This window comes from Pseudomonas sp. zfem002 (assembly GCF_032621685.1).
GTDB lineage: Bacteria > Pseudomonadota > Gammaproteobacteria > Pseudomonadales > Pseudomonadaceae > Aquipseudomonas > Aquipseudomonas japonica.
On the sequence record NZ_JAVYJH010000003.1, the window covers coordinates 253,061 to 273,926 of the forward strand.

A 20,866-nucleotide genomic window follows, 5' to 3' on the forward strand; every position below is an offset into this window, starting at 1 on the left:
TCAGGGCCCCATCGCGGGCAACGCCCGCTCCCACAAGGTCCATGTGCGCCGCCGAACCTTGTGGGAGCGGGCGTTGCCCGCGATGAGGCCGTCAATCCCGCCGCAGAAACTCGGTTTTTTCCGACCCATCCGCATTCAGCTGGAACACCCGCTGCGGTTGCCCCGCCTCATTGAAGAACACCTGCCCCAGTCCCGCGCTGTTCCATAGCCGTTCCCCGGACTCGGCACGGCTCGGCACCCGTGGCACCACCTCCATCAAGCGCCGCCGGGTAAACCAGTTCAACGGCGAACGGGGCGAGTACAGCCAGCGGTTGAGCCGGTCGAAGACCTCCAGCAGGCGCGCCGGAAACTGGTTCTTGATCCCGCTGCTGGTGACCTGCCACAGGTGCGGGCTGTTCTGTCGATGGCGGATCAGCACTTCGTAGACGAACGAGTAGTGCACGTCGCCGGAGAGCACCACGTAATGCCCCGGCGTGCGGGAGTGGCGGAAGATGTTGAGGATCACCTGCGCCGCGCCGCGGTGGGCCATCCAGTTTTCCGCGTCCACCAGCAGCGGGTAGCCGCACCAGCTGAAGATCTTCTGCACCGTTTCTATCAGCTTCACGCCGAAGATCGGCGCTGGCGAGACGATGATCGCCGAAGGATGGTCCAGCAGGGCCTGCTGCAGCTCGCAGAGGGCCTCCCAGTCGAGCAGGCCGGACGGCTTGGCTAGATTGCTTTCGCTGCGCCAGCGCCGGGTGCGGGTGTCCAGTACCAGCAGGGCGGGGCTGGTCGGCAGGACGTAGTGCCACTGCTGAAAGCGCAGCAGATCGCTGATCAGGGCATCCTGCAGCGGGCTGCTCAGGTGGCGGTCCTCGCCGGTCCTGCTGAACAGCTCCCGGCATTTGCCCAGCAGCTCGGGAAACGCATCGGGATCGTTGCCCCAGGCCTGGCAGAGCAGGTAGGCGAGCAGGGCGTTGCCGATGATGCGCCGCGAGAAGGGGTGGCCGTAGGCGGTTTCTTCCCATTGCGCCGAGAGGTTCCAGTCATCGGTGATGTCGTGATCATCGAAGATCATCAGCGTCGGCAGGTGCGCGAGGGCGCGGGCGGCGCCGCCGAGTCCGTCGATGAAGCCCGCCAGGCAGTCCTGTTCGAGGCGATAGCGGGCCTGGTGCTCGGCGTTCAGGGGCGGCATGTCCGCGGTGATCAGCGTCCACGGCAGTGGCGACCAGACCAGCAGGTACATCGCCAGGGTTTCGCCGAAGGTCACCAGGTGGTTGTCGGCGCTGCTGCTGGTGAAGATCGGCTTGCGCACGCCGCCGAAGAAGCGCTCGCGCAGGGTTTCGTTGCTTTTCAGGGCCGGCAGCAGGTCGCCGCGCTGGTAGTAGCTGGCCGGATGCCCGTACAGCTCGGCGCTGTCGCGGATCACTGCGCCTTCGAGGCATTCCTCGAACAGGCCCAGGCGCTGGATCAGTTGATGGATGGCGCGCAGCATCGGGCCGGCGACGTCGTCGGCGTAGACCTGGTCGCCGCTCATCATCAGCAACGCCGGCCGCTCCCGGGCGGCGTGCGGGCTGGCCAGCAGGCGGTCGGCGCAGAGCAGGCCGTCGGTGGCGGGGTGGTGCGGCTTGCGGCAGGAACCATGCAGCAACTGGTCCAGGCGCGATCGCACCACGAAATCCGGGTGTGTCGCTCCGTCGTACAACAGGTGTGGCGCCCAGCCGGCGATGCCGATACCGTCCAGCAGCAGGTCGTAGCCGATGCGCTCATCGCAGGGCAGCGGGGTGTCCAGTTGCACATCGACCAGGTGCACGAAGGCCTGGCGGCCTACCGGCAGGACCTGGCAGCGCTGGCTGTCCAGGGGCAGGCGCAGGGTCTCGCGCTCGGCAGGGTACAGTTGCAGTTCGGCGCTCAGCGGCCGCGTGGCGACCAGCCACAGCACGATGCGGCGATCTTCCAGGCGGCGCAGCAGCGGCCCGGCGAGCACCAGTGGCAATGAAGGGGAGTCGGACATCTGGACGGGAAATCGTCTGCCAGTAGTTGCGAAGAGGCGGGACTTTCCGCGCTGTCGCCGCTACTGGCAAACCGATATTTGTATCAAGCTTTTGCGGAAAGCAGGGCTTCGAGTTTTTCCTGGTCGCGGGCGAACAGGCGAATGCCTTCGGCCAGTTTCTCGGTGGCCATGGCGTCTTCGTTGAAGGCCCAGCGGAAGCGGCTTTCATTCAGCTCCAGGCGCGGTTCACCGGCGGCGCCCGGCTTCAGTCGGCGCTCCAGGTGGCCCTGGTCGTCGCTCAGCTGCTGCAGCAGCTCGGGGCTGATGGTCAGGCGGTCGCAGCCGGCCAATTGTTCGATCTGGCCGATATTGCGGAAGCTGGCGCCCATGACCACGGTGTCGTAGCCGTTGGCCTTGTAGTAGTCGTAGATGCGCGTCACCGACTGCACGCCCGGGTCCTCGGCGCCCACGTATTCCTTGCCGGTGGACTTCTTGTACCAGTCGTAGATGCGACCGACGAACGGCGAAATCAGGAACACCCCGGCATCGGCGCAGGCGGCCGCCTGGGCGAAGGAGAACAGCAGGGTCAGGTTGGTCTGGATGCCTTCCTTCTCCAGGGTCTCGGCGGCGCGGATGCCTTCCCAGGTCGAGGCCAGCTTGATCAGCACGCGATCTCGGCCGACGCCGGCCTGGTCGTACAGTTCGATCAGCTTGCGCGCCTTGGCCAGCAGGGCCGGCTCGTCGAAGGACAGGCGCGCGTCCACTTCGGTGGAGATACGCCCGGGGATCGCTTTCAGGATGCCGCTGCCCACCGCCACGGCGAAGGTATCGCAGGCCAGGTCGACATCGCCCTTGCTGCCGCGGATCGCCTGATCCAGCAGGTCGGCGTAGCCAGGCATGGCGGCGGCCTTGAGCAGGAGCGACGGGTTGGTGGTGGCATCGACCGGCTTGAGGCGGCTGATCGCGTCGATGTCGCCGGTATCGGCGACGACGGTGGTGAACTGCTTGAGTTGTTCCAGCTTGGAAGTCATGGGCGTGCTCTGTCCTGTGCGGTGCAACGACATTACCCGAGCCCCGCCGGTGGCTCAAGGCCAGCTCGGCGGGCTTTTTCCGGGTATGCCTTGGAGTCGCCCAGGGCGCGCGGGTTCCTAGTGGCCTTTTAGCAACTCCGCGGCCTGATCGAGCAGTCCGAGCGGGTCGTTGGTCTTGTGCACGTCCACCGAGAGCAACTGGCGGAAGCGCCGCGCGCCCTTGAAGCCCTGGGCCAGGCCGAGGACGTGGCGGGTCACGTGGTGCATGGCGCCGCCCGCGGCCAGGTGCGCGGCGATATACGGCTTGAGCCGTTCCAGCGCTTCGCTGCGGCTGACCACCGGCGCGCTGCTGCCGAACAGCTGCTGGTCCACCTGCGCCAGCAGATACGGGTTGTGGTAGGCCTCGCGCCCCAGCATCACGCCGTCGAAGGTCTGCAGGTGCTCATGGCACTCTTCCAGGGTCTTGATGCCGCCGTTGAGAATGATTTCCAGATCGGGGAAATCCCGCTTCAACTGGGCCGCGACGTCGTAGCGCAGCGGCGGAATCTCGCGGTTTTCCTTGGGCGACAGGCCTTCGAGGATGGCAATCCGTGCATGCACGGTGAAGCTGCGGCAGCCGGCATCGCGGACCTGGCCGACGAAATCGCACAGTTCGGCGTAGCTGTCGCGGCCGTTGATGCCGATGCGGTGCTTGACCGTGACCGGGATGTCCACCGCGTCGATCATCGCCTTGACGCTGTCGGCCACCAGTGCCGGATGGCCCATCAGGCAGGCGCCGATCATGTTGTTCTGCACCCGGTCGCTGGGGCAGCCGACGTTCAGGTTGACCTCGTTGTAGCCCGCCGCCTCGGCCAGCCTGGCGCAGGCTGCGAGGTCCGCCGGTACGCTGCCGCCCAGTTGCAGGGCCAGCGGGTACTCGGCGGCGTCATGGCCGAGGAAGCGCGCGGCATCGCCGTGCAGCAGCGCACCGGTGGTGACCATCTCGGTATAGAGCAGGGCATGGCGGGACAGCAGGCGCAGGAAGTAGCGGCAGCGGCGATCGGTCCAGTCCATCATCGGCGCAACGGAAAAGCGGCGGGACAGGGCGGCTGGTTGGGTGTCTGGGGTTGTGGCGGCGTCTGGGAGCATTTTTCGACTACGTAGCGTGGAGCTCGTCAGAAGGCTCCCGCGTGGCCAGGTGGCGGCCATGCGCGAGGGATCTGGAATCGAGGAAAAGGCTGCAAGTCTACCAGATGCCGTGCCATTACGGCTTGAAACCGCCGCGGGGGCAGGCCCACCGGCTGACACCTGGCAGGCATGCCAGTTCTTCCCGTATCAGCGATGTCCGGAAAGAAAGGTCACCAGTTGCCGCCCATGTGAGCTCAACGCCTCCCATTCCCTGAAGCAGATGCGCAATTCCAGCGCCGCCCAGCGCTCCTCGAGGGTCAGGCAACGCACCGGCAGTTCCTGCTCCAGGCGCCGTGCCGTGGTCTCGGGCAGCATCGCGATACCGGCGCGCTGTGCCACCAGTTGCGCGATGGCTTCGAAGCCAGGGGCGCGCACGCGGATTTTCAGGGGCATCGACAGGTTCATCGCCTTTTCCTCGACGAAACGCTGCATGGCCCGCTCCGGCGGCAGGCAGACGAAGGGGTAGGCCAGGGCATCAGGCAGGTGCACCTGGCCACGCTCCGCCAGCGCATGGTCGGCCGGCACCAGCAGGGCCAGGCGCTCGCTGCGAAACGGCACGGAAATCACCCCTTCGTTGACCAGGTTGCCGTCGTAGACGCCGATCTCGCATTCGCCACCGCGGACCATGCGCAGGATATCGACGCTCTTGTGTTCCACCAGGTGCAGGTCGATTTCCGGGTAGTCGAACAGGAACGGCCCGAGCACGCTGGGCAGGATGGTGCTGTTGCTCACGGTAGAGGCGGCCAGGTGGAGGATGATGCGCTTCTGTCCGGCAAGCTCCTCGAGGGTGTCTTCCAGCTTGCGTGCCTCGCCGAGCACGCTGCGCGCGGCTTCCAGGACCAGGCGCCCGGCCGGCGTCAGTTGCATGCCGTCGGCCTTGCGGGTGAACAGGGTCAGGCCGCTGCGCTCCTCGAACTGGCGCAGGCGCGTACTGGCCGCCGACACCGCCACCGGAAATCCCGCCGCGGCCTTGCTCAGGCTGCCGCTTTCGGCGATGGCGGCGATCAGGCGCAGGTCGGGCAGATCGAAGTGCATGGGGCTTTCTCCAATTCAGAACGCCCTGTTCGGAAAAAAGCGATTCTGGCGCGATGGCGTTCTGTTCAGAATAAGCCTGTCACATTCTGCTGCGGACCTCCAATGATCACCTTGCCTTCCCGGATCCAGCGTTACCTCGACAACGGCAGCCTGTTCGCCGTGCTCGCCGCCCTCGGTTTCAGCCTCAAGGCGATCTTCGTCAAGCTGGCCTACGCGGCCGGCACGGTGGACGCCATTACCCTGCTGGCGCTGCGCATGGGCATTTCCCTGCCGCTGTTCGTCTGGCTGGTGTGGTTCAGCCGCCATCACGCCAACGCGCCGCTGACCTGGGGCAGCGCCGGGCGCGTGCTGCTGCTCGGCCTGTTCGGCTATTACCTGGCCAGCCTGTTCGACTTCTACGGGCTGCAATACATCAGTGCGGGGCTGGAGCGCCTGATCCTGTTCACCTATCCGACCCTGGTGCTGATCTTCCAGGCCGTGGCCCTGCGCGAGCGGCCGACGCCGCGCGTGCTGGCGGCCATGGGCCTGTGCTACCTGGGGCTGGGTATCGCTTTTGCCCATGACCTGAGCATTTCCGGGATGGGCAACCAGGTGATGCTCGGTTCGCTGTGGGTCTTCGCCAGCGCGGTGACCTACGCGCTGTACTACTCCGGCACCGGGATGATGCTGAGGACCATGAGCTCCATGCGCCTTGCCGGCCTGGCGGGCACCGCCTCGTCGCTCATGGTGCTGGGGCACTACCTGCTGACCGGGGATTTCACCCTGCTTGGCCAGTTGCCGCCCGCGGTGTGGCTCAATGCGCTGCTGATGGCGGTGTTCTCCACTGTGCTGCCGATCTGGTGGGTGGCGTTGGCGATCCAGCGCCTGGGCGCGACGCAGACCGCGGCGGTGGGCAATCTTGGCCCGGTGCTGACGGTCTTCGCCTCCTGGGCCGTGCTCAGCGAGGAGATTTCCGCGTACCAGATCGCCGGGCTGGCGCTGGTGCTGTTCGGGGTGTCGCGGTTGAAGCCGGGCAAGCCCAAGGCGGCGGTCGGCAGGGATGTGGCGGCGTGAGTCGCTTGGCTGCCTTTGCCGGCAGTCTCCTCAAAGCGGGGTTTTCACCTCGGGCTCCAGGGCCACGCTGATCCGGTTCCGCCCTTGTTGCTTGGCCTGGTACAACTGCTCGTCCGCCACCTCGAACACCCGCGCGGCATTCTCCGAGTGCAACGGCCAGGCCGCCACGCCCATGGACACGGTCATGTGGCCGATGGTCTCGAACGGCGTCTGTTCCACCACCGCGCGCAGGCGTTCGGCCACCCTCGCCGCGACCTCCGGGCTGGCCCCGGGCAGGAGCATGAAGAACTCCTCGCCGCCGGAGCGGCAGATCACATCGTTGTCCCGCGAGCAGCCGCGCATCAGTTCGGCCAGGGCCTGCAGCACCTCGTCGCCGACGGCATGCCCGTAGCTGTCGTTGACCCGCTTGAAGTGGTCGATATCGATGGCCACCACCGAGAACGGACGTTTTTCCGCCTGCCACAGGGTCACCGCCAGGTCCAGCCCGCGGCGGTTGCGCAGGCCGGTGAGCGGATCGGTCTGGATATCGTGGTTGAGCTTGCCCAGGCGCTCGTGCAGAAGGTTCAGACCGATCAGCAGGGCACGCTTGAGTTCCGAGGACTCGAAATACCAGGAGCGCACATTCTCGATCTGCAGTGCGGTGCCCGGCTCGCTGATCTTGTGCGCGCCGGCGGCCAGCTGCTTGAGCGGCTGGGCGATGATCCGCGAGAACCACCAGATCAGGATGAAGCTGGCGACGACCAGCGGGATGGTCTTGAAGATCACGCTCAGCAGCAGCTCGTTGAGGCCTTCGAGGGTCGATTCGGTGGAGCGCTGGGCGACGATGCCCCAGTGCGCCGAGGGCACCGTGGCGAAGCCGGCGAGCATGTCCATGCCCTGGCTGTTGGTGACCCGCTGCATGCCGTTGTCGAGGCTGGCGATATTGTCGATCAGGCTGTTGGCGCCGACGATGGTGCCGACCCGGTCGGCGTCCGGGTGATAGAGCAGGCGCCGGTTGGCGTCGACCACGTAGAGGTAGGAGCCGTTGTTGTAGTAGTGCTCGCCGAGCAGCTCGTTGAGGATGCTCTTGTGCTTGAGGTAGATGCTCCCGCCGATCAGGCCGAGATAGTTGCCGTCGCGGTCGAACACGGGTTGGGAAATGAAGATGATCAGGTTGTTCGCCGCCGACATGTAGGGGCTGGAGATCATCGGTTTGCGCTCGCGCAGGGCGGCCGCGGCACCTTCCGACTCCAGTGTCTTGCCGACGATCTGCAGGGTGTCCGGCGAGGTGGTCAGGACCTTGCCGCGGGCATCGGTGATGACGATGGAATTGAAGGTGTTGGTCTGTCGGCGCAGACGGGTGGCCTCCTGGTGCAGGTAGTCGATGGCGTCGAAACGCTCGGCCAGCAGATTGGCCGCGTAGGCCAGTTGCTGCTGCGATGCCTGCAGGTAGGTTTCGGTGCTGGAGGCCAGTTTCGAGGCGTAGGCGTGGTTGGCTTCCAGCGCGTTGTCGATCAGCAACTGGTATTGCACGCGGTAGCTGGCATGGAAGCTGTTGAGCAGTGTGACCAGGGCGGTGACCAGGGTAAGCAGGAGGATCAGGCTGCGCAGATCCCAGCGGAAAAAAGTCTTGAACGGCACCCGAAGCCCCCTTGCCTCGATCTTGAATCAGTAAACCTGCGTGGAAAATAGATGGCTGATTGCCATGCCGCTGCGCGGGAAGCGCGGCATACTGCGCTCGTGGCCCGATATTGTCGCGCCAAGGGTAATGAGACTTTGGTCGAATAGCCACAACGCCAACACGGTAATTGCTTCGACCGAATGGTCACTGAATGGCTGAAAAGTCTCGATATTTCAGCGCGTTATTGTGATTTCGCGGGTCCTGCGGCAGCCACCGGCACTGGCGCAGCAGGCGCAGTGATGGACCGGCCGCCCGTGGCGGTAATATCATGCTGATATCAGATCGTGTGCCAAGGAGGCGGTGTCCGGTGATCCCGGGACGTCGCTGGGCAACGGCTTCTCCAGGTCCGACCGGCCGTTAAGAGCCGGAATCTTTTGAGTAGAACATGACGTCTCAGGACAACCGTTCCACCGAATTGTCGCTGGCTCAACTGGCCGCCCTCGACCGGGTGATGGCCATCGCCGAGTTCACCCCGGACGGCACCCTGCTGCGGGCCAACGAAAACTTCCTGGTGCTGATGGGCTACACGCTGGAACAACTGCGTGGGCGTCACCACCGTATGCTCTGTCCGCCGGCCCTGGCGCAGAGTGCCGAATACGCCGATTTCTGGGTACGCCTGCGCGATGGCGATGCCCGCTCCGGGATCGTCGAGCGGGTCCACCGCGACGGCAGCCGGCGCTGGCTGGAGGCGACCTACGCGGCGGTGCACGACGCGCGTGGCGAGGTGGCGCAGATCCTCAAGATCGCCACCGACGTCACCGCCCGCCTGGCCCGGGAACAGGCCCAGCAGCAACGCCTGCGGGTGCTGTCGCTGGTGGCCGATGCCAGCGACACGGCGGTGATGATCAGCGACAGCCAGCGCCGCATCGCCTACACCAATGCCGGTTTCAGCCGCATGTTCGGCTGGTCTGGCGAGGAGATCGTCGGACGCAGCCCGATGGCCCTGCTGGTGCCGGACCGGGACGAGCAGAGCATCGCCGAGTACTACGCCGAGATGTACGCCGCCGGCTCCATGCAGCGCGAGGAAATCGTCAGCGGCAAGCACGGCCAGCGCTACTGGGCCAAGGTGGTGAGCAATCCGATCTTCGACGCCGGGCAGTTGCAGCACACTGTCACCCTGTTCACCGATATCACCCAGGCCAAGATGCACGAGGCCCTGCAGCACCGGGTGCTGGAGGCCATGGCCCGGGAGCAGCCGCTGACCGAGGTGCTGGAGCTGATCTGCCTGGAGGTGGAGCGCATTGCCCCGGAACTGGCGGCGTCGATCCTGCGCGTCGACGAGGACGGGCAGCTGCATTCCCTGGCCGCGCCGAGCCTGCCGGTGGACTACAGCCGCCAGCTCAATGGTGTGCGCATCGGTCCCACCGTGGGTTCCTGCGGTACCTCGGCATGGCGCAACGAATCGGTGCTGGTGGACGACATCACCACCGATCCGCTCTGGGCCGACTACCAGGACCTGGCCAGCCAGCTGGGCTTTCGCAGTTGCTGGTCGACGCCGATCCGCAACAGCCAGGGCGCGGCCATCGGCACCTTTGCCTTCTATTTCCGCCAGCCGCGCAACGTCGCCTCGGCGCTGTTCCACCAGCGCCTGGTGGATGCCTGCGCGCACCTCTGCGCCTTGGCCCTGGAGCGGGAGAACTCGCGCCAGCGCATTCGCCAGCTGGCCTATTACGATGCCCTCACCGGACTGCCCAACCGCAGCCTGCTGCAGGCCAAGGCCGACCAGGCGATTGCCAGTGCAGCGCGCAACAACGAACAGGTGGCGGTGCTGTTCATCGACCTCGATCGCTTCAAGCAGGTCAACGATTCCCTCGGCCATCCGGCTGGCGACGAGCTGTTGCGCCAGGTGGCGACCCGCATGCGCAGCGAACTGCGCGCCGCCGATATCGCCGGGCGCCTGTCCGGTGACGAGTTCGTGGTGATCCTGCCGCAGTGCGACGGCGACCATGCCGCCGATGCGGTGGAGCGCATCCAGATCCTGCTCAGCGAACCGATGACCATCGCCAGTACCCAGTTCGCCATTTCCGCCAGCGTCGGCGTGGCCATGTACCCCTCCGATGGCTGCGACGTGGAAACCCTGCTGCACCGCGCCGACATGGCCATGTACCAGGCGAAGAACAGCGGCCGCGGCTGCTTCAGCTTCTTCAGCAGCGAGATGAACAAGCTGGCCCAGGAGCGCCTGGCCCTGGAAAACGCCTTGCGCGAGGCGCTGCAGCAGGGGCAGTTGCGTCTGCATTATCAACCGCAGGTGGAGATGTCCAGCGGCCGCCTGTATGGCGTCGAGGCCCTGGCGCGCTGGACCCATCCGCAACTGGGCGAGGTGTCCCCGGCGCGCTTCATTCCCCTGGCGGAGGAGTGCGGGCTGATCGCCGAGCTGGGACGCTGGGCCCTGCGCGAAGCCTGCCGGCAGCTGTCCGAATGGCGTGCGCGGGGGCTGGTGGTGCCGGCGGTGGCGGTGAACCTGTCGCCGACCAGCTTCCACAACCTCGACCTGCCGCGGATGATCGCCGACACCCTGCGCCACAATGACCTGCTGCCGGCCGACCTGACCCTGGAGCTGACCGAGAACATCCTGCTGGACACCAACCCCAGCACCATGAAGACCATCGAGGAAGTGCATGCCCAGGGCATTCGCCTGTCCATGGACGATTTCGGCACGGGCTATTCCAGCCTGAGCTACCTGCGTCGCCTGCCGGTGTCGGAGTTGAAGCTGGATCGCAGTTTCGTCGCCGACATCGAGCATGACGAGGCCGCGCGGGCCTTGAGCAGCGCGATCCTGGGGATCGGCAAGAGCCTGCACCTGACCGTGGTCGCGGAGGGCATCGAGACCGATACCCAGAGTGTCTGGCTCAAGCAGCAGGGTTATCCGGTGGCGCAGGGCTACCTGTACTCGCCGCCGCTGGCGCCGGAGGCGCTGGCGCAGTGGTTGGCGGAGCGGGTGGTGGCGATGGGAGAAATTGCCGGGTGATTTGAAGGCGCCGCTAACCCCTGTAGGAGCTGGCTTGCCTGCGAAGGACCGCGCAGCGGTCCCGGTTCCTGATCTACAGTCAGGCCAATGCGGTGTCTACCCGGCTTTGGATCGGGAACCGGGACCGCTACGCGGTCCTTCGCAGGCAAGCCAGCTCCTACAGGGGGTAGCGGCGCCGCCGATTACCAGAGGGCCAGGGTGTAGCTCACGATCAACCGGTTCTCGTCCAGGTCATTGCCGAAGTTCGTCGAGCGTACCGTCGCGTTCCGCCACTTCACCCCCAGGTTCTTCAGCGGTCCGCTCTGGATCACGTAGCCGATATCCATGTCCCGCTCCCACTCCCGACCTTCCGCTCGCCCTGCGCCAAGGTCGATGTTGTCGCCGCGCAGGTAGCGGGTCATGAAGGTCAGGCCGGGAATCCCCACGCTGGCGAAGTTGAAGTCGTAGCGCGCTTGCCAGGAGCGCTCGTCCTTGTTGGCGAAGTCGCCGATCTGCACGAAGTTCACCAGGTACGCATCGGCGCCGTTGATGTAGGCGAAGCCGGTGTCGCCGCTCATGCGCTGGTAGCCGAGGCCGAAGGCATGGCCGTTGATGCCGTAGGTGAACATCGCCCCCAGCGCCTTGTTGTCCACGTTGCTGCCGCCGTCATCCAGCGAGCGGGCGAAGCGCAGGTCGCTTTTCAGCGTCTGGCCGCTGCCCAGTGCCCAGCTGTGGCCGAGGCCGAGCATGTGCTGGCGGTAGAAGTGCTCCAGGCCGCCGTAGCTGTAGCTGGTGTTCAGGCTGTCGCTCCACTTGTAGTTGAGATGGCCGAAGTCGAAGCGGTCGCTGCCGGTCTGGCGGACCACGATCTGCTTCGCCGCGCCGGTGGTCAGGCCGATGTCCTCGTAGTCCTGGGAGTCACGCTGGTTGACCTGGCGCAGTTGGCCGAGCTCGATGCCCAGGTTGCGGATTTCCTGCACGCTCAGCTGGCCGCCCTCGAACACCTGCGGCAGCAGGCGCGAGTCATTGGGCATGAGTACCGGCAGCTTGGGAATCAGCGTGCCGAGCCTGAGCACGCTGTTGGAGGCACGGACCTTGGCGGTCAGGCCGATGTCGCTGTAGCTGTCCTGGGCGCGTTTCGGCGCTTCGCGGTCGCGTTGCAGCAGGCCGCTGCCGGCGCGCTCGGGGCTGGAGTCGAGCTTGAGGCCGAGCAGGCCGATGGCATCGACGCCGAAGCCGAGGGTGCCATCGGTGAAGCCGGACTCGTAGCGCAGCAGGAAGCCCTGGGCCCATTCGTCGATCTTCGACTGCGCGGCGCCGTCCTGGCGGAAGTCGCGGTTGAAGTAGAAGTTGCGGGTTTCCACGCTGGCCTTGCTGTCGTCGAGGAAGGCGGCCTGGGTGGTCGGGCAGAGGAGGGCCAGGGCCAGTGGGGTGAGGGTGCGGTACATGTCGGGGTCTCTTGTTGTTATTGGTTGGGCCCGCGTTGCGGGCCTCTGGTACGGCTAACGGCTCAGTGGGCGGACGCGGCGGCGGCGCCGAGGCCGGTCTGGGCGCGGACGAACTGGTCGTCGAAGGCCTCGCGTTCACGGTTGGCGCGCGCGCTGCGGTCGAGCAGCGAGACCACCACGGTGACCAGGAATGCCAGCGGCATGGAGAACAGCGCCGGGTGGTCGTAGGGGTAGAGGGCCTTGGCGTTGCCCAGCACCGTGACCCATACCGCCGGCGACAGGATCACCAGCACCAGAGCGCTGACCAGGCCGGCGAAGCCACCGGCCAGTGCGCCGCGGGTGGTCAGGCCTTTCCAGTACATGGCCATGATCAGCACCGGGAAGTTGGTCGAGGCGGCGATGCCGAAGGTCAGGCCGACGAGGAAGGCGATGTTCTGGTTCTCGAACAGGAAGCCGAGGAAGATCGCCACCAGGCCGAGGCCGACGGTGGCGAAGCGGGTCACGCGCATTTCCTGCTGTTCCGTGGCGGTGCCTTTCTTCAGCACGGTGGCGTAGAGGTCGTGGGAAATCGCCGAGGCGCCGGCCAGGGCCAGGCCGGAGACCACCGCGAGAATGGTGGCGAAGGCCACCGCCGAGAGGAAACCGAGGAACAGGTTGCCGCCCACCGCCTTGGCCAGGTGCATCGCGACCATGTTGCCGCCGCCGATCAGCGCCGCTTTCACATCGCCACCGACGAAGAACTGCGGATCGGTGCCGACGATGACGATGGCGGCATAGCCCAGCACCATCACCACAAGGAAGAAGAAACCGATGAAGCCGGTGGCGTAGAACACCGATTTGCGGGCTTCCCTGGCGTTCGGCACGGTGAAGAAGCGCATCAGGATATGCGGCAGGCCGGCGATGCCGAAGACCAGGCCGAGAGACAGCGACGCGGCGTTGACCGGGTCGGCCAGCATCGCGCCCGGGCCCATGATGTTGAAACCGTTGGCATGGGCCTCGACCGCCCGCGCGGCCAGGGTCTCGAAGCTGAATCCGAACTCGGCCATGGCCAGCAGGGCCAGGGTGCTGCCGCCGACGAGCAGCAGCACGGCCTTGATGATCTGCACCCAGGTGGTGGCGATCATGCCGCCGAAGATCACGTAGACCAGCATCAGCACGCCGACCACCATCACCGCGGTGCGGTAGTCGAGGCCGAACAGCAGCTTGATCAGCTGGCCGGCGCCGACCATCTGCACCACCAGGTAGCAGCACACCACGGTCAGCGAGCCGAAGGCGGCGAAGGTGCGGATGCGGGTCTGGTCGAGGCGGTAGGAGACGATGTCGGCGAAGGTGAAGCGCCCGAGGTTGCGCAGGCGCTCAGCCATCAGGAAGGTGATGATCGGCCAGCCGACGAAGAACGCCACGGTATAGATGAAACCGTCGTAGCCCTTGGCGAAGACCAGGCTGGACAGGCCCAGCAGGGTTGCCGCGGACATGTAGTCGCCGGCGATCGCCAGGCCGTTCTGGAAGCCGCTGATGCCGCCGCCGGCGGTGTAGAAGTCCGAGGTCGATTGGGTCTGCCGCGCGGCCCACCAGGTGATGCCCAGGGTGCCGAGGACGAAGACGAAGAACATGCCGATCGCATGCAGGTTGACGGGTTGCTTCTCGGCCACGATCGGCGCGGCGAAGGCCAGCGCCGGGGCCAGCAGCAGGGCACCGAGGCCCAGGATGCGACGGCTCATTTCAGTTCCTCCAGCAGGTCGGCGCTCATGGCGTCGAAGCGCGTGTTGGCGTTGCGCACGTACCAGCCGGTGAGCAGCCAGGACAGCACGATCAGCGCCGCCGCCACCGGAATACCCACGGTCAGTTGGCGACCTTCGGTCAGCGGTGCGTGCAGCCAGTGCGGCTGGAACGCCACCACCGCCATGAACAGGTAATAGGCGCCCAGCACCGTGGCGCTGAGGGACCAGGACAGGCGGGCGCGGCTGCGCACCAGCGCGTGGAATTTCGGATTGGCACGGATCCGCGCACAGCGCTGGGCGTGGGCCAGGTCGGGGGTGTTCATGGGTGGGGCTCCTTGGGTTTTCTTGTGTTTTTTGGGGGCCTGCAGGATTTCGGCGTGCAGGGCGCCATGGCGGCGGGCGCGGCCCGTCACCGGAACAACAGCGGGATGTGCGTGTGCTCAGTCGCGATAAGGCGACGGGGCGGGGATCGGTGTTCGCAAGAGGCTGCGGCGATGGCGTGGGCGAATCCGCGAAGGACGCGCGGACGGACTGCTGGCGGTGAGGACTGGTATCGACATGTGTGGCACCCGGCGGCTGATTGTTAGCTCTTGATGTTTGCCGCGTCCTTGTCGAGAGGAAGCGGCGCAGATGGCTCCGGGGGCTTTATATAACAGTCCTGAGTTGGTATGGAAGTAATACCTGCTTAATATAGTATTTATACTATATTTGTTCGGTTGTTTTTTGAGGGTTCTGCTCGGTTTCGGGTTGCTTAATGGATTAGTTACCAGATGGGACCGCTTTGCGGTCCTTCGCGAGCAAGCTCGCTCCCACAAGGTTCCAGTCGACGCGGACATTGTGGGAGCGAGCTTGCTCGCGAAGGGCCGCAAAGCGGCCCCGGCGATTCAACCGAGCTGTGCCAAGCGCGTCATCAATCCCTCTGCCTCTTCATGCAACGCCCCGCAAAACGCCTCGACGAACACCGAAGACGCCCGAAACTCCGGCCGAATCAGCATCACCCGATATGGAATCGACACCGCCAGCCGCCGCACCTGCAGTCCGCGCCCGTTCTCCTGCAGGGCGCTGAGCGGGTTGATGATCGCCACCCCCAGGCCTTCGCGGACCATGGCGCAGACCGAGGCGGCGTTGGTGGTTTCGATCACCGTATGCCGCTCCACGCCGGCCTCGCGGAAATGTTCGTCGAGGCGCTGGCGATAGATATCGCGCCCGGCCAGGTTGATGAAGGCCACGCCCTGGAAATCCGCCATCGCCAGGCGCTCGTGCTGCAGCAACGGGTGGCCGTCCGGCAGCACGCAGCGCATGTCGGCGCTGAACAGCAGTTCGCCGCGGGTGCCGCGTGGGACCTGTTCACCCTCGGTCAGGCCGAGGTCATGCCGCTGGGCGCTGAGGGATTCCTCCAGCAGCGGCGATTCCTGGGCGCTGATGCACAGGCCGATGCCGCTCTGCTGGTGCTGGAAGCGCTTGCACACCCGCGGCAGCAGGGTCTGGGAGAACAGCGGCAGGCAGGTCAGGTCGAGCTGGCCATGTTCAAAACGACGGATCGACTCCACCAGGCTGTTGATCCGTTCCAGGCCGACGTAGGAACGCTCCACTTCCTCCAGCAGCATCAGCGCCTGGGCGGTGGGCAGCAGGCGTCCGCCCTGGCGGTCGAACAGCTTCAGGCCAGTGAGGCTTTCCAGGCGCGCCAGCTCGCGGCTCAGGGTCGGCTGCGAGGTGAACAGCAGGCGCGCCGCGCCGGTGACGCTGCCGGCCAGCATGATGGCGCGAAACACTTCGATATGGCGGACGGAGAGACTCATCGGCAGCAACCTGAGCGGGGAGGGGTGGCATATCAGAACTGAATGGACTGACAAAGAATAGATATTTTTCTGAATGATCGCCCTTCGGCATCATGGTGCTCTTCCCACTTTCCGCAGGACCTTTTCCCGCCATGACCACGCCTTCCGCCCTGGCCGCCGCCGCGCAGCAGTTCCCGACCCCGTTCTGGACCTACGACGCCGCCATCATCCGCGACCGTATCCAGCGCCTGAGCTGCTTCGACGTGGTCCGTTTCGCCCAGAAAGCCTGCTCCAACCTGCATATCCTGCGCCTGATGCGCGAGCACGGCGTGCGCGTCGACGCGGTGTCCCTGGGTGAGCTGGAGCGCGCGCTGCTGGCCGGCTACAGCCCGGAAGGCGATCCGGCCGGGGTGGTCCTGACCTGTGACCTGCTGGACCAGCCGACCCTGCGCCGGGTGGTGGAACTGAAGGTCGAGGTCAACTGCGGCTCCATCGACATGCTGCGCCAGCTGGGCGAGCACTCGCCGGGCCATCGCGTGTGGCTGCGGATCAACCCGGGCTTCGGCTACGGCCATAGCCGCAAGACCAACACCGGCGGCGAGAACAGCAAGCACGGGATCTGGCACGAGGAAGTCGGCGATGCCCTGGCCGTGATCCGCCAGTACGGCTTGCACCTGGTGGGTATCCACATGCATATCGGCTCGGGCGTCGACTACGGCCACCTGGCCCAGGTGGGCGGGGCGATGGTCGCCACCGTCAAGTCGCTGGACCACGATATCGAGGCCTTCTCCATCGGTGGCGGCCTGTCCACGCCGTACCGCGAGGGCGACGTGGCGGTGGACGTGCAGCGCTACGCCAGCACCTGGCAGCAGGCGCGGGAAGAGATCGAGGCGTTCCTCGCCCATCCGGTGCGCATGGAGATCGAGCCGGGGCGTTTCCTGGTGGCCGAGTCCGGGCGCCTGGTGAGCGAAGTGCGTGCGGTGAAGCGCGCGGGCAGCCGGCAGTTCGTGCTGGTGGATGCCGGTTTCAACGACCTGATGCGTCCGGCCATGTATGGCGCCTATCACCATATGAGCCTGCTGGATGCGGCGGATCGCGCCGCAGTGGAATGCGTGGTGGGCGGGCCGCTGTGCGAGTCCGGCGATGTGTTCACCCAGGACGACCAGGGCCTGGTACCGCGCCTGCTGCCGCAGCCGCGGGTCGGCGATCTGCTGGTGATGCATGACACCGGGGCCTATGGCGCGTCGATGTCGTCCAACTACAACAGCCGGCCGCTGCTGGCCGAGGTGCTGCTGGATGGCGACGAGGTGCGGCTGATTCGTCGGGCGCAGCCGTTGGCGGATCTGCTGGCGTTGGAACAGGGGCTGTAATTTAGAGATCGCCGCCGTCCATGTGGGAGCGGATTCATCCGCGATGGCGGACCACGCGATCGGCAGCGCAGCCGTCGTAAACCTGAGTTCCAAATGCTCCTGATACACCGAGGACTCAGGTTTTACGGCCGCTTCGCGCCCGCTCGCGGATGAATCCGCTCCCACAGGGTTTTGCAGCGATTTCAGGATTTGGCTCGAGCTTAGAACCGCCAATCCCGTGCTTTGACCAACTGGCAGAATGCCCCCGCCAGCGTCCCGTTGTGATGCGCCACGATCGCCTCGGCGCTCAGCCCCGGTGTATCCGAGCAACTATGCCCATCCGCCACCAGCACGGCCGGGAACCCCAGGTCGCCCGCCGCGCGACAGGTGCTGTCCACGCAGTACTGGGTCTTCATCCCGGCGATCACCACCCCCGTCGCCGCGCATTCGTGAAGCATCTCCACCAGTCCGGTGCCGACGAAGGCATTCGGCCGTCGCTTCTCGAACACTCGCTCGCTGCCGTCCAGGCGCAGTTCCGGGATCAACCGCGTGAGCGCACTGTCCGGCGCCAGCGGCGAGCCTTCCGGCCCCACGTGACGTGCCAGGAACACCGGCGCGCCAGCGGCATGGGCCTTGTCCAGCAGGGTATTCACTGCGTCCAGCATGAGGTCGCCACGCCACGGTTTCTCCGCGCCGTGAAACAGGCCGACCTGCAGATCGAGAATCAAGAGTGCATGCATGGGTGTCGCTCCTTGTGATGAGCCAGCGACACGGGACAACGAAAAAGGCCCCGTCCATCGCTGGCGGGGCCTTTCGGGTCTGGCTTCAGCAGCTCAGGAACACCCGCGCACCCCGCCGTTGGCGGTGGTCGTGGTGGTGGTCGAGGTGCTGCGGAAAAGGTTCATGGGGCCAACAGTAGCGCTGATGGCGGGGTAATGGCAACCCGTTGGCCGGGTGGTGGGCACCGCCAGCCTGAACGCACCGTGGTCATGGAGCGGGTGTTGTAGCGCCGGCAGGCCGGCCGCCGATCTCTTCGAGCAGCCATCTGCGCAATGCCCCCAGTGCCGTCGGATCCTCCCCCGGTCGGCTCACCAGCACATAGCGCTCGCTCAATTGCGCCACCTCCGGCCAGGGTGCGACCAGGCGGCCGTCGCGCAGATCGTCCTCGACATACAGGCGCGGTACCAGGGCCATGCCCATGCCGGCGCGGGCGGCGTCGATCAGCAGGGAGAAACGGTCATAGCGCGGCCCGCCGTGGGTTGCTGGCAGGTCAATGCCGCTGTGCCGCGCGTAGTCGGCCCATTGCTCGCCATCCTCATGCTTGTGCAACAGCGGCAACCCGGCGGGCGGGCGCCCGGCCAGATCGGGATGGCACACCGCAAGCAGCGGGGCCTGGAACAGCGGCTCAACCTGCATCCCGGCCCAGGCCGGATGCTCGACATTGATCGCCGCATGCAACCCGCTGTCAGCCAGGTCGAAGGGTTCGGTGCGTTCGCGCAGGTTGATCCGGATCTGCGGGTGGCACTGGTGAAAACGCGCCATCCGCGGAATCAGCCAGCGACTGGCGAAGGTCGGGATCACGCCGATTTCCAGGGGCGCATCGACCCGGGATTCGGCCTGCAACTGGCGGGTCTTGCGCTCGATCAGGTCGAGGGCTTCGCGCATGTCGGCGGCGTAGCGTGCGCCGGGTTCGGTCAGTTCGACGCGGTTGCCGACGCGATGGAACAGGCGCACGTCGAGCAGGCTTTCCAGCTTGGCGATCTGCCGGCTGATGGCGCCTTCGCTGAGGGACAGTTCCTGCGCGGCGCGGGCGAAACTCCGATGCCGGGCGGCGGCTTCGAGGGCGAGCAGGGCGGTGGTGCCGGGGAGACGTCGTGTCACGAAAAGCGCTCCTTGCCGAGAGGGGCGACAGGATGACGCAGTGGCAAGCTGCCTTGCAAAAAATTCGATAACCACTGTGCGAAGGCGGTTACTAGCATGTCGGATCGAACAACAACGGAATGGTGAAACCTGTGAGGACGATCGATCGCGTATTGCTGGGGGCCGGGCTGCTGATTCCGTTCTGGCTGTTTTTCGGCGTGCTGCTGACCGCCCGCCAGTTTCCCGGCTACAGCCATGTCGACCTGGCCATGAGCCAGTTGGGCGCGGTGGGGGCGCCGACCCATGATGTCTCGCCGTGGCTGAACAACCTGCCGCTGGGTGTGCTGTTCGTGCTCTGCGGACTGGGCGTGTGGCGTCGTTTCCAGGGTGCGCGCCTGGCCGCCGTCAGTGCCTTGCTGGTGATGCTGCACGGGCTGGCCAGTATCAGTGCCGGTTACTTCCCCTGCGACCAGGGCTGCCTGCCGGCCGAGCCCTCGTTGTCGCAGCGCCTGCACAACCTCTCGGGGCTGGTCATGTTCCTGTCCTTGACCCTGGCCAGCACGCTGTGGATCTTCCTCGCGCGGCGCCTGCTGGGATCGCCCGGTTTCGCCTGGTTTTGCCTGCTGTGCACGGGGCTGACACTGGTCACCGTGGGGCTGATGGCGGAGGCGCTGGAAAGCGGCCACGGCTTCGGCCTCTACCAGCGTCTCAACTACGGAATCGCCGTCGCCTGGCTGGCGGTCCTGGCCTGGCTGAGTCGCGGTGACGCAGTCTTGCCGCCATCGAATCCTTGATCGCGAGCCGGCTTGCTGATAGCTTTTTGCTCATATTGAGTCAATTTTGACTCAATTGATTAGTATTAGTCTCAATTGGTCATATCCATACAGATGCCTGAGCATGGCTTCGAAAGCACCATTGCGCTCAATTGGATATGCCCGGGAACAGCAATCACCGAGGAAATGGAAATGTTCTTACGCACCGTCGTCACCGCTCTCGCGTTTGTCAGCCTGCCGCTGATGGCCTCTGCAAACGAGTTGCCCACGGGCAAGGAAATCATGGAGAAAAACCAGGCACAGATTCAGAACAACCTGGATGACGCGGACTACAAGCGCAAAGTCGTGGTCAAGAACAACATGGGTCTTGAAGGTGCGGAGAACGAGACGTTCTGGCCGATCTACAACACGTACCGGGCAGAGGCCGTGAAGATCAACAAGAAGACCCTGGAAGCGATGATCGATTACGGCCAGGCGTATGACAAAGGCTATGTGACCGACGAACTCGCCACCGACTTGCTCAATCGCATCTACGTCCTTCAGGAAGATCACATCGAGCTGCGTGAAAAGTACACGCGGCGCCTTGCCGATAAAGTCTCGCCCAAGCGTGCCATGCGCTTCCTGCAGATCGAGACGCAACTGGATGCGATGCAGGAACTCGAGGTCAGCCGCAGAGTGCCACTGGCGGAATAATCTCTCCCCTGGCGCCCGGGCGATTGATGAGGGGCGCCGGACTATCGCCCCGGCAAGTCCGCTTTTGCACCGAAGGCGTTGCCCGAGAATGTTGCATACAGCTACGAAATTCCCTCTATTTCCGACTTTTATGTAGGCAATTTCCCAATCATACTTCCGCGCCTCGTTTGTCGTTGCGCTCCTGGAAATCCGCTCCTAGTCTTCGCCGGTCGCTGCACCTCAGCGATCAGGTTTGGTCACCTGAGATATCTGGAGCATGAGCGCATCTGCTGCTGTCATGGCGGCTGTGCGTGGGGCGCCTTCGGGTGCGCCGGGCAATGCTCCTGGATCCCCGGTTGACCAATCCACGTACAGTCGCCACCCAAATCACTTGGTCACG

16 protein-coding genes are annotated in these 20,866 nt (G+C 65.4%); 5 read left to right on the forward strand and 11 right to left on the reverse strand.

Features of this window, described 5'->3' with window-relative positions; translation table 11 throughout:
- Window positions 1–91 precede the first annotated feature (91 nt).
- The 4 genes from RTI28_RS07030 to RTI28_RS07045 form a co-directional block, all read right to left on the reverse strand.
- Window positions 92–1,993 (reverse strand): alkaline phosphatase D family protein, encoded by a 1,902-nt coding sequence (locus RTI28_RS07030; RefSeq protein WP_316919777.1) that lies wholly within the window; start codon window positions 1,991–1,993, stop codon window positions 92–94.
- Between the two features lie 83 nt (window positions 1,994–2,076).
- The gene (tal, locus tag RTI28_RS07035; protein ID WP_316919778.1) at window positions 2,077–3,003 is read right to left on the reverse strand and encodes a transaldolase; all 927 of its coding nucleotides are present in this window, start codon (window positions 3,001–3,003) and stop codon (window positions 2,077–2,079) included.
- Window positions 3,004–3,120: 117 nt separating this feature from the next.
- Complete coding sequence (dusA, locus tag RTI28_RS07040; RefSeq protein WP_316919779.1) at window positions 3,121–4,131, reverse strand: tRNA dihydrouridine(20/20a) synthase DusA; 1,011 nt, start codon at window positions 4,129–4,131, stop codon at window positions 3,121–3,123.
- 186 nt (window positions 4,132–4,317) lie between these two features.
- Window positions 4,318–5,205, reverse strand: a complete 888-nt coding sequence (locus RTI28_RS07045) for a LysR family transcriptional regulator (RefSeq protein WP_316919780.1) — start codon at window positions 5,203–5,205, stop codon at window positions 4,318–4,320.
- 102 nt (window positions 5,206–5,307) lie between these two features.
- Between RTI28_RS07045 and RTI28_RS07050 the strand changes: the two genes are divergently transcribed.
- Window positions 5,308–6,258: a DMT family transporter gene (locus RTI28_RS07050; protein ID WP_316919781.1), complete on the forward strand. Its 951-nt coding sequence runs from the start codon at window positions 5,308–5,310 to the stop codon at window positions 6,256–6,258.
- A gap of 30 nt (window positions 6,259–6,288) precedes the next feature.
- Here the strand turns inward: RTI28_RS07050 and RTI28_RS07055 are convergent, their stop codons facing one another.
- Window positions 6,289–7,878 (reverse strand): sensor domain-containing diguanylate cyclase, encoded by a 1,590-nt coding sequence (locus tag RTI28_RS07055; protein ID WP_316919782.1) that lies wholly within the window; start codon window positions 7,876–7,878, stop codon window positions 6,289–6,291.
- 425 nt (window positions 7,879–8,303) lie between these two features.
- On the opposite strand from RTI28_RS07055, the gene RTI28_RS07060 reads away from it, so the two are divergent.
- Window positions 8,304–10,886 (forward strand): EAL domain-containing protein, encoded by a 2,583-nt coding sequence (locus tag RTI28_RS07060; RefSeq protein ID WP_316919783.1) that lies wholly within the window; start codon window positions 8,304–8,306, stop codon window positions 10,884–10,886.
- A 182-nt stretch (window positions 10,887–11,068) separates the two neighbouring features.
- Here RTI28_RS07060 and RTI28_RS07065 read toward each other — a convergent pair whose 3' ends face one another.
- The 4 genes from RTI28_RS07065 to RTI28_RS07080 all read right to left on the reverse strand — a co-directional run bounded on the left by RTI28_RS07065 (window position 11,069) and on the right by RTI28_RS07080 (window position 15,833).
- Window positions 11,069–12,313 carry an OprD family porin gene (locus RTI28_RS07065; protein WP_316919784.1) on the reverse strand — a complete coding sequence of 415 codons (1,245 nt, stop codon included), beginning with the start codon at window positions 12,311–12,313 and terminating at the stop codon, window positions 11,069–11,071.
- A gap of 62 nt (window positions 12,314–12,375) precedes the next feature.
- Window positions 12,376–14,034 (reverse strand): cation acetate symporter, encoded by a 1,659-nt coding sequence (locus RTI28_RS07070; RefSeq protein ID WP_316919785.1) that lies wholly within the window; start codon window positions 14,032–14,034, stop codon window positions 12,376–12,378.
- The gene (locus tag RTI28_RS07075) at window positions 14,031–14,357 is read right to left on the reverse strand and encodes a DUF485 domain-containing protein (RefSeq protein ID WP_316919786.1); all 327 of its coding nucleotides are present in this window, start codon (window positions 14,355–14,357) and stop codon (window positions 14,031–14,033) included. Before RTI28_RS07075 ends, RTI28_RS07070 begins: the two co-directional genes overlap by 4 nt.
- Window positions 14,358–14,918: 561 nt before the next feature.
- The gene (locus tag RTI28_RS07080) at window positions 14,919–15,833 is read right to left on the reverse strand and encodes a LysR family transcriptional regulator (protein ID WP_316919787.1); all 915 of its coding nucleotides are present in this window, start codon (window positions 15,831–15,833) and stop codon (window positions 14,919–14,921) included.
- A gap of 131 nt (window positions 15,834–15,964) precedes the next feature.
- Here RTI28_RS07080 and lysA point away from each other — a divergent pair, with 131 nt between their 5' ends.
- Window positions 15,965–17,182: a diaminopimelate decarboxylase gene (lysA, locus tag RTI28_RS07085; RefSeq protein ID WP_316919788.1), complete on the forward strand. Its 1,218-nt coding sequence runs from the start codon at window positions 15,965–15,967 to the stop codon at window positions 17,180–17,182.
- Window positions 17,183–17,382: 200 nt separating this feature from the next.
- On the opposite strand, the gene RTI28_RS07090 is transcribed toward lysA, so the two are convergent.
- Both RTI28_RS07090 and RTI28_RS07095 read right to left on the reverse strand, forming a co-directional pair.
- Window positions 17,383–17,901 carry a cysteine hydrolase family protein gene (locus RTI28_RS07090; RefSeq protein WP_316919789.1) on the reverse strand — a complete coding sequence of 173 codons (519 nt, stop codon included), beginning with the start codon at window positions 17,899–17,901 and terminating at the stop codon, window positions 17,383–17,385.
- A 247-nt stretch (window positions 17,902–18,148) separates the two neighbouring features.
- Window positions 18,149–19,042: a LysR substrate-binding domain-containing protein gene (locus tag RTI28_RS07095; protein ID WP_316919790.1), complete on the reverse strand. Its 894-nt coding sequence runs from the start codon at window positions 19,040–19,042 to the stop codon at window positions 18,149–18,151.
- A 131-nt stretch (window positions 19,043–19,173) separates the two neighbouring features.
- Between RTI28_RS07095 and RTI28_RS07100 the strand changes: the two genes are divergently transcribed.
- Window positions 19,174–19,815 (forward strand): DUF998 domain-containing protein, encoded by a 642-nt coding sequence (locus RTI28_RS07100; protein WP_316919791.1) that lies wholly within the window; start codon window positions 19,174–19,176, stop codon window positions 19,813–19,815.
- A gap of 171 nt (window positions 19,816–19,986) precedes the next feature.
- Entirely contained in the window at window positions 19,987–20,487 is a 501-nt protein-coding gene (locus RTI28_RS07105; protein WP_316919792.1) for a transcriptional regulator, read from the forward strand.
- Window positions 20,488–20,866 lie beyond the last annotated feature (379 nt).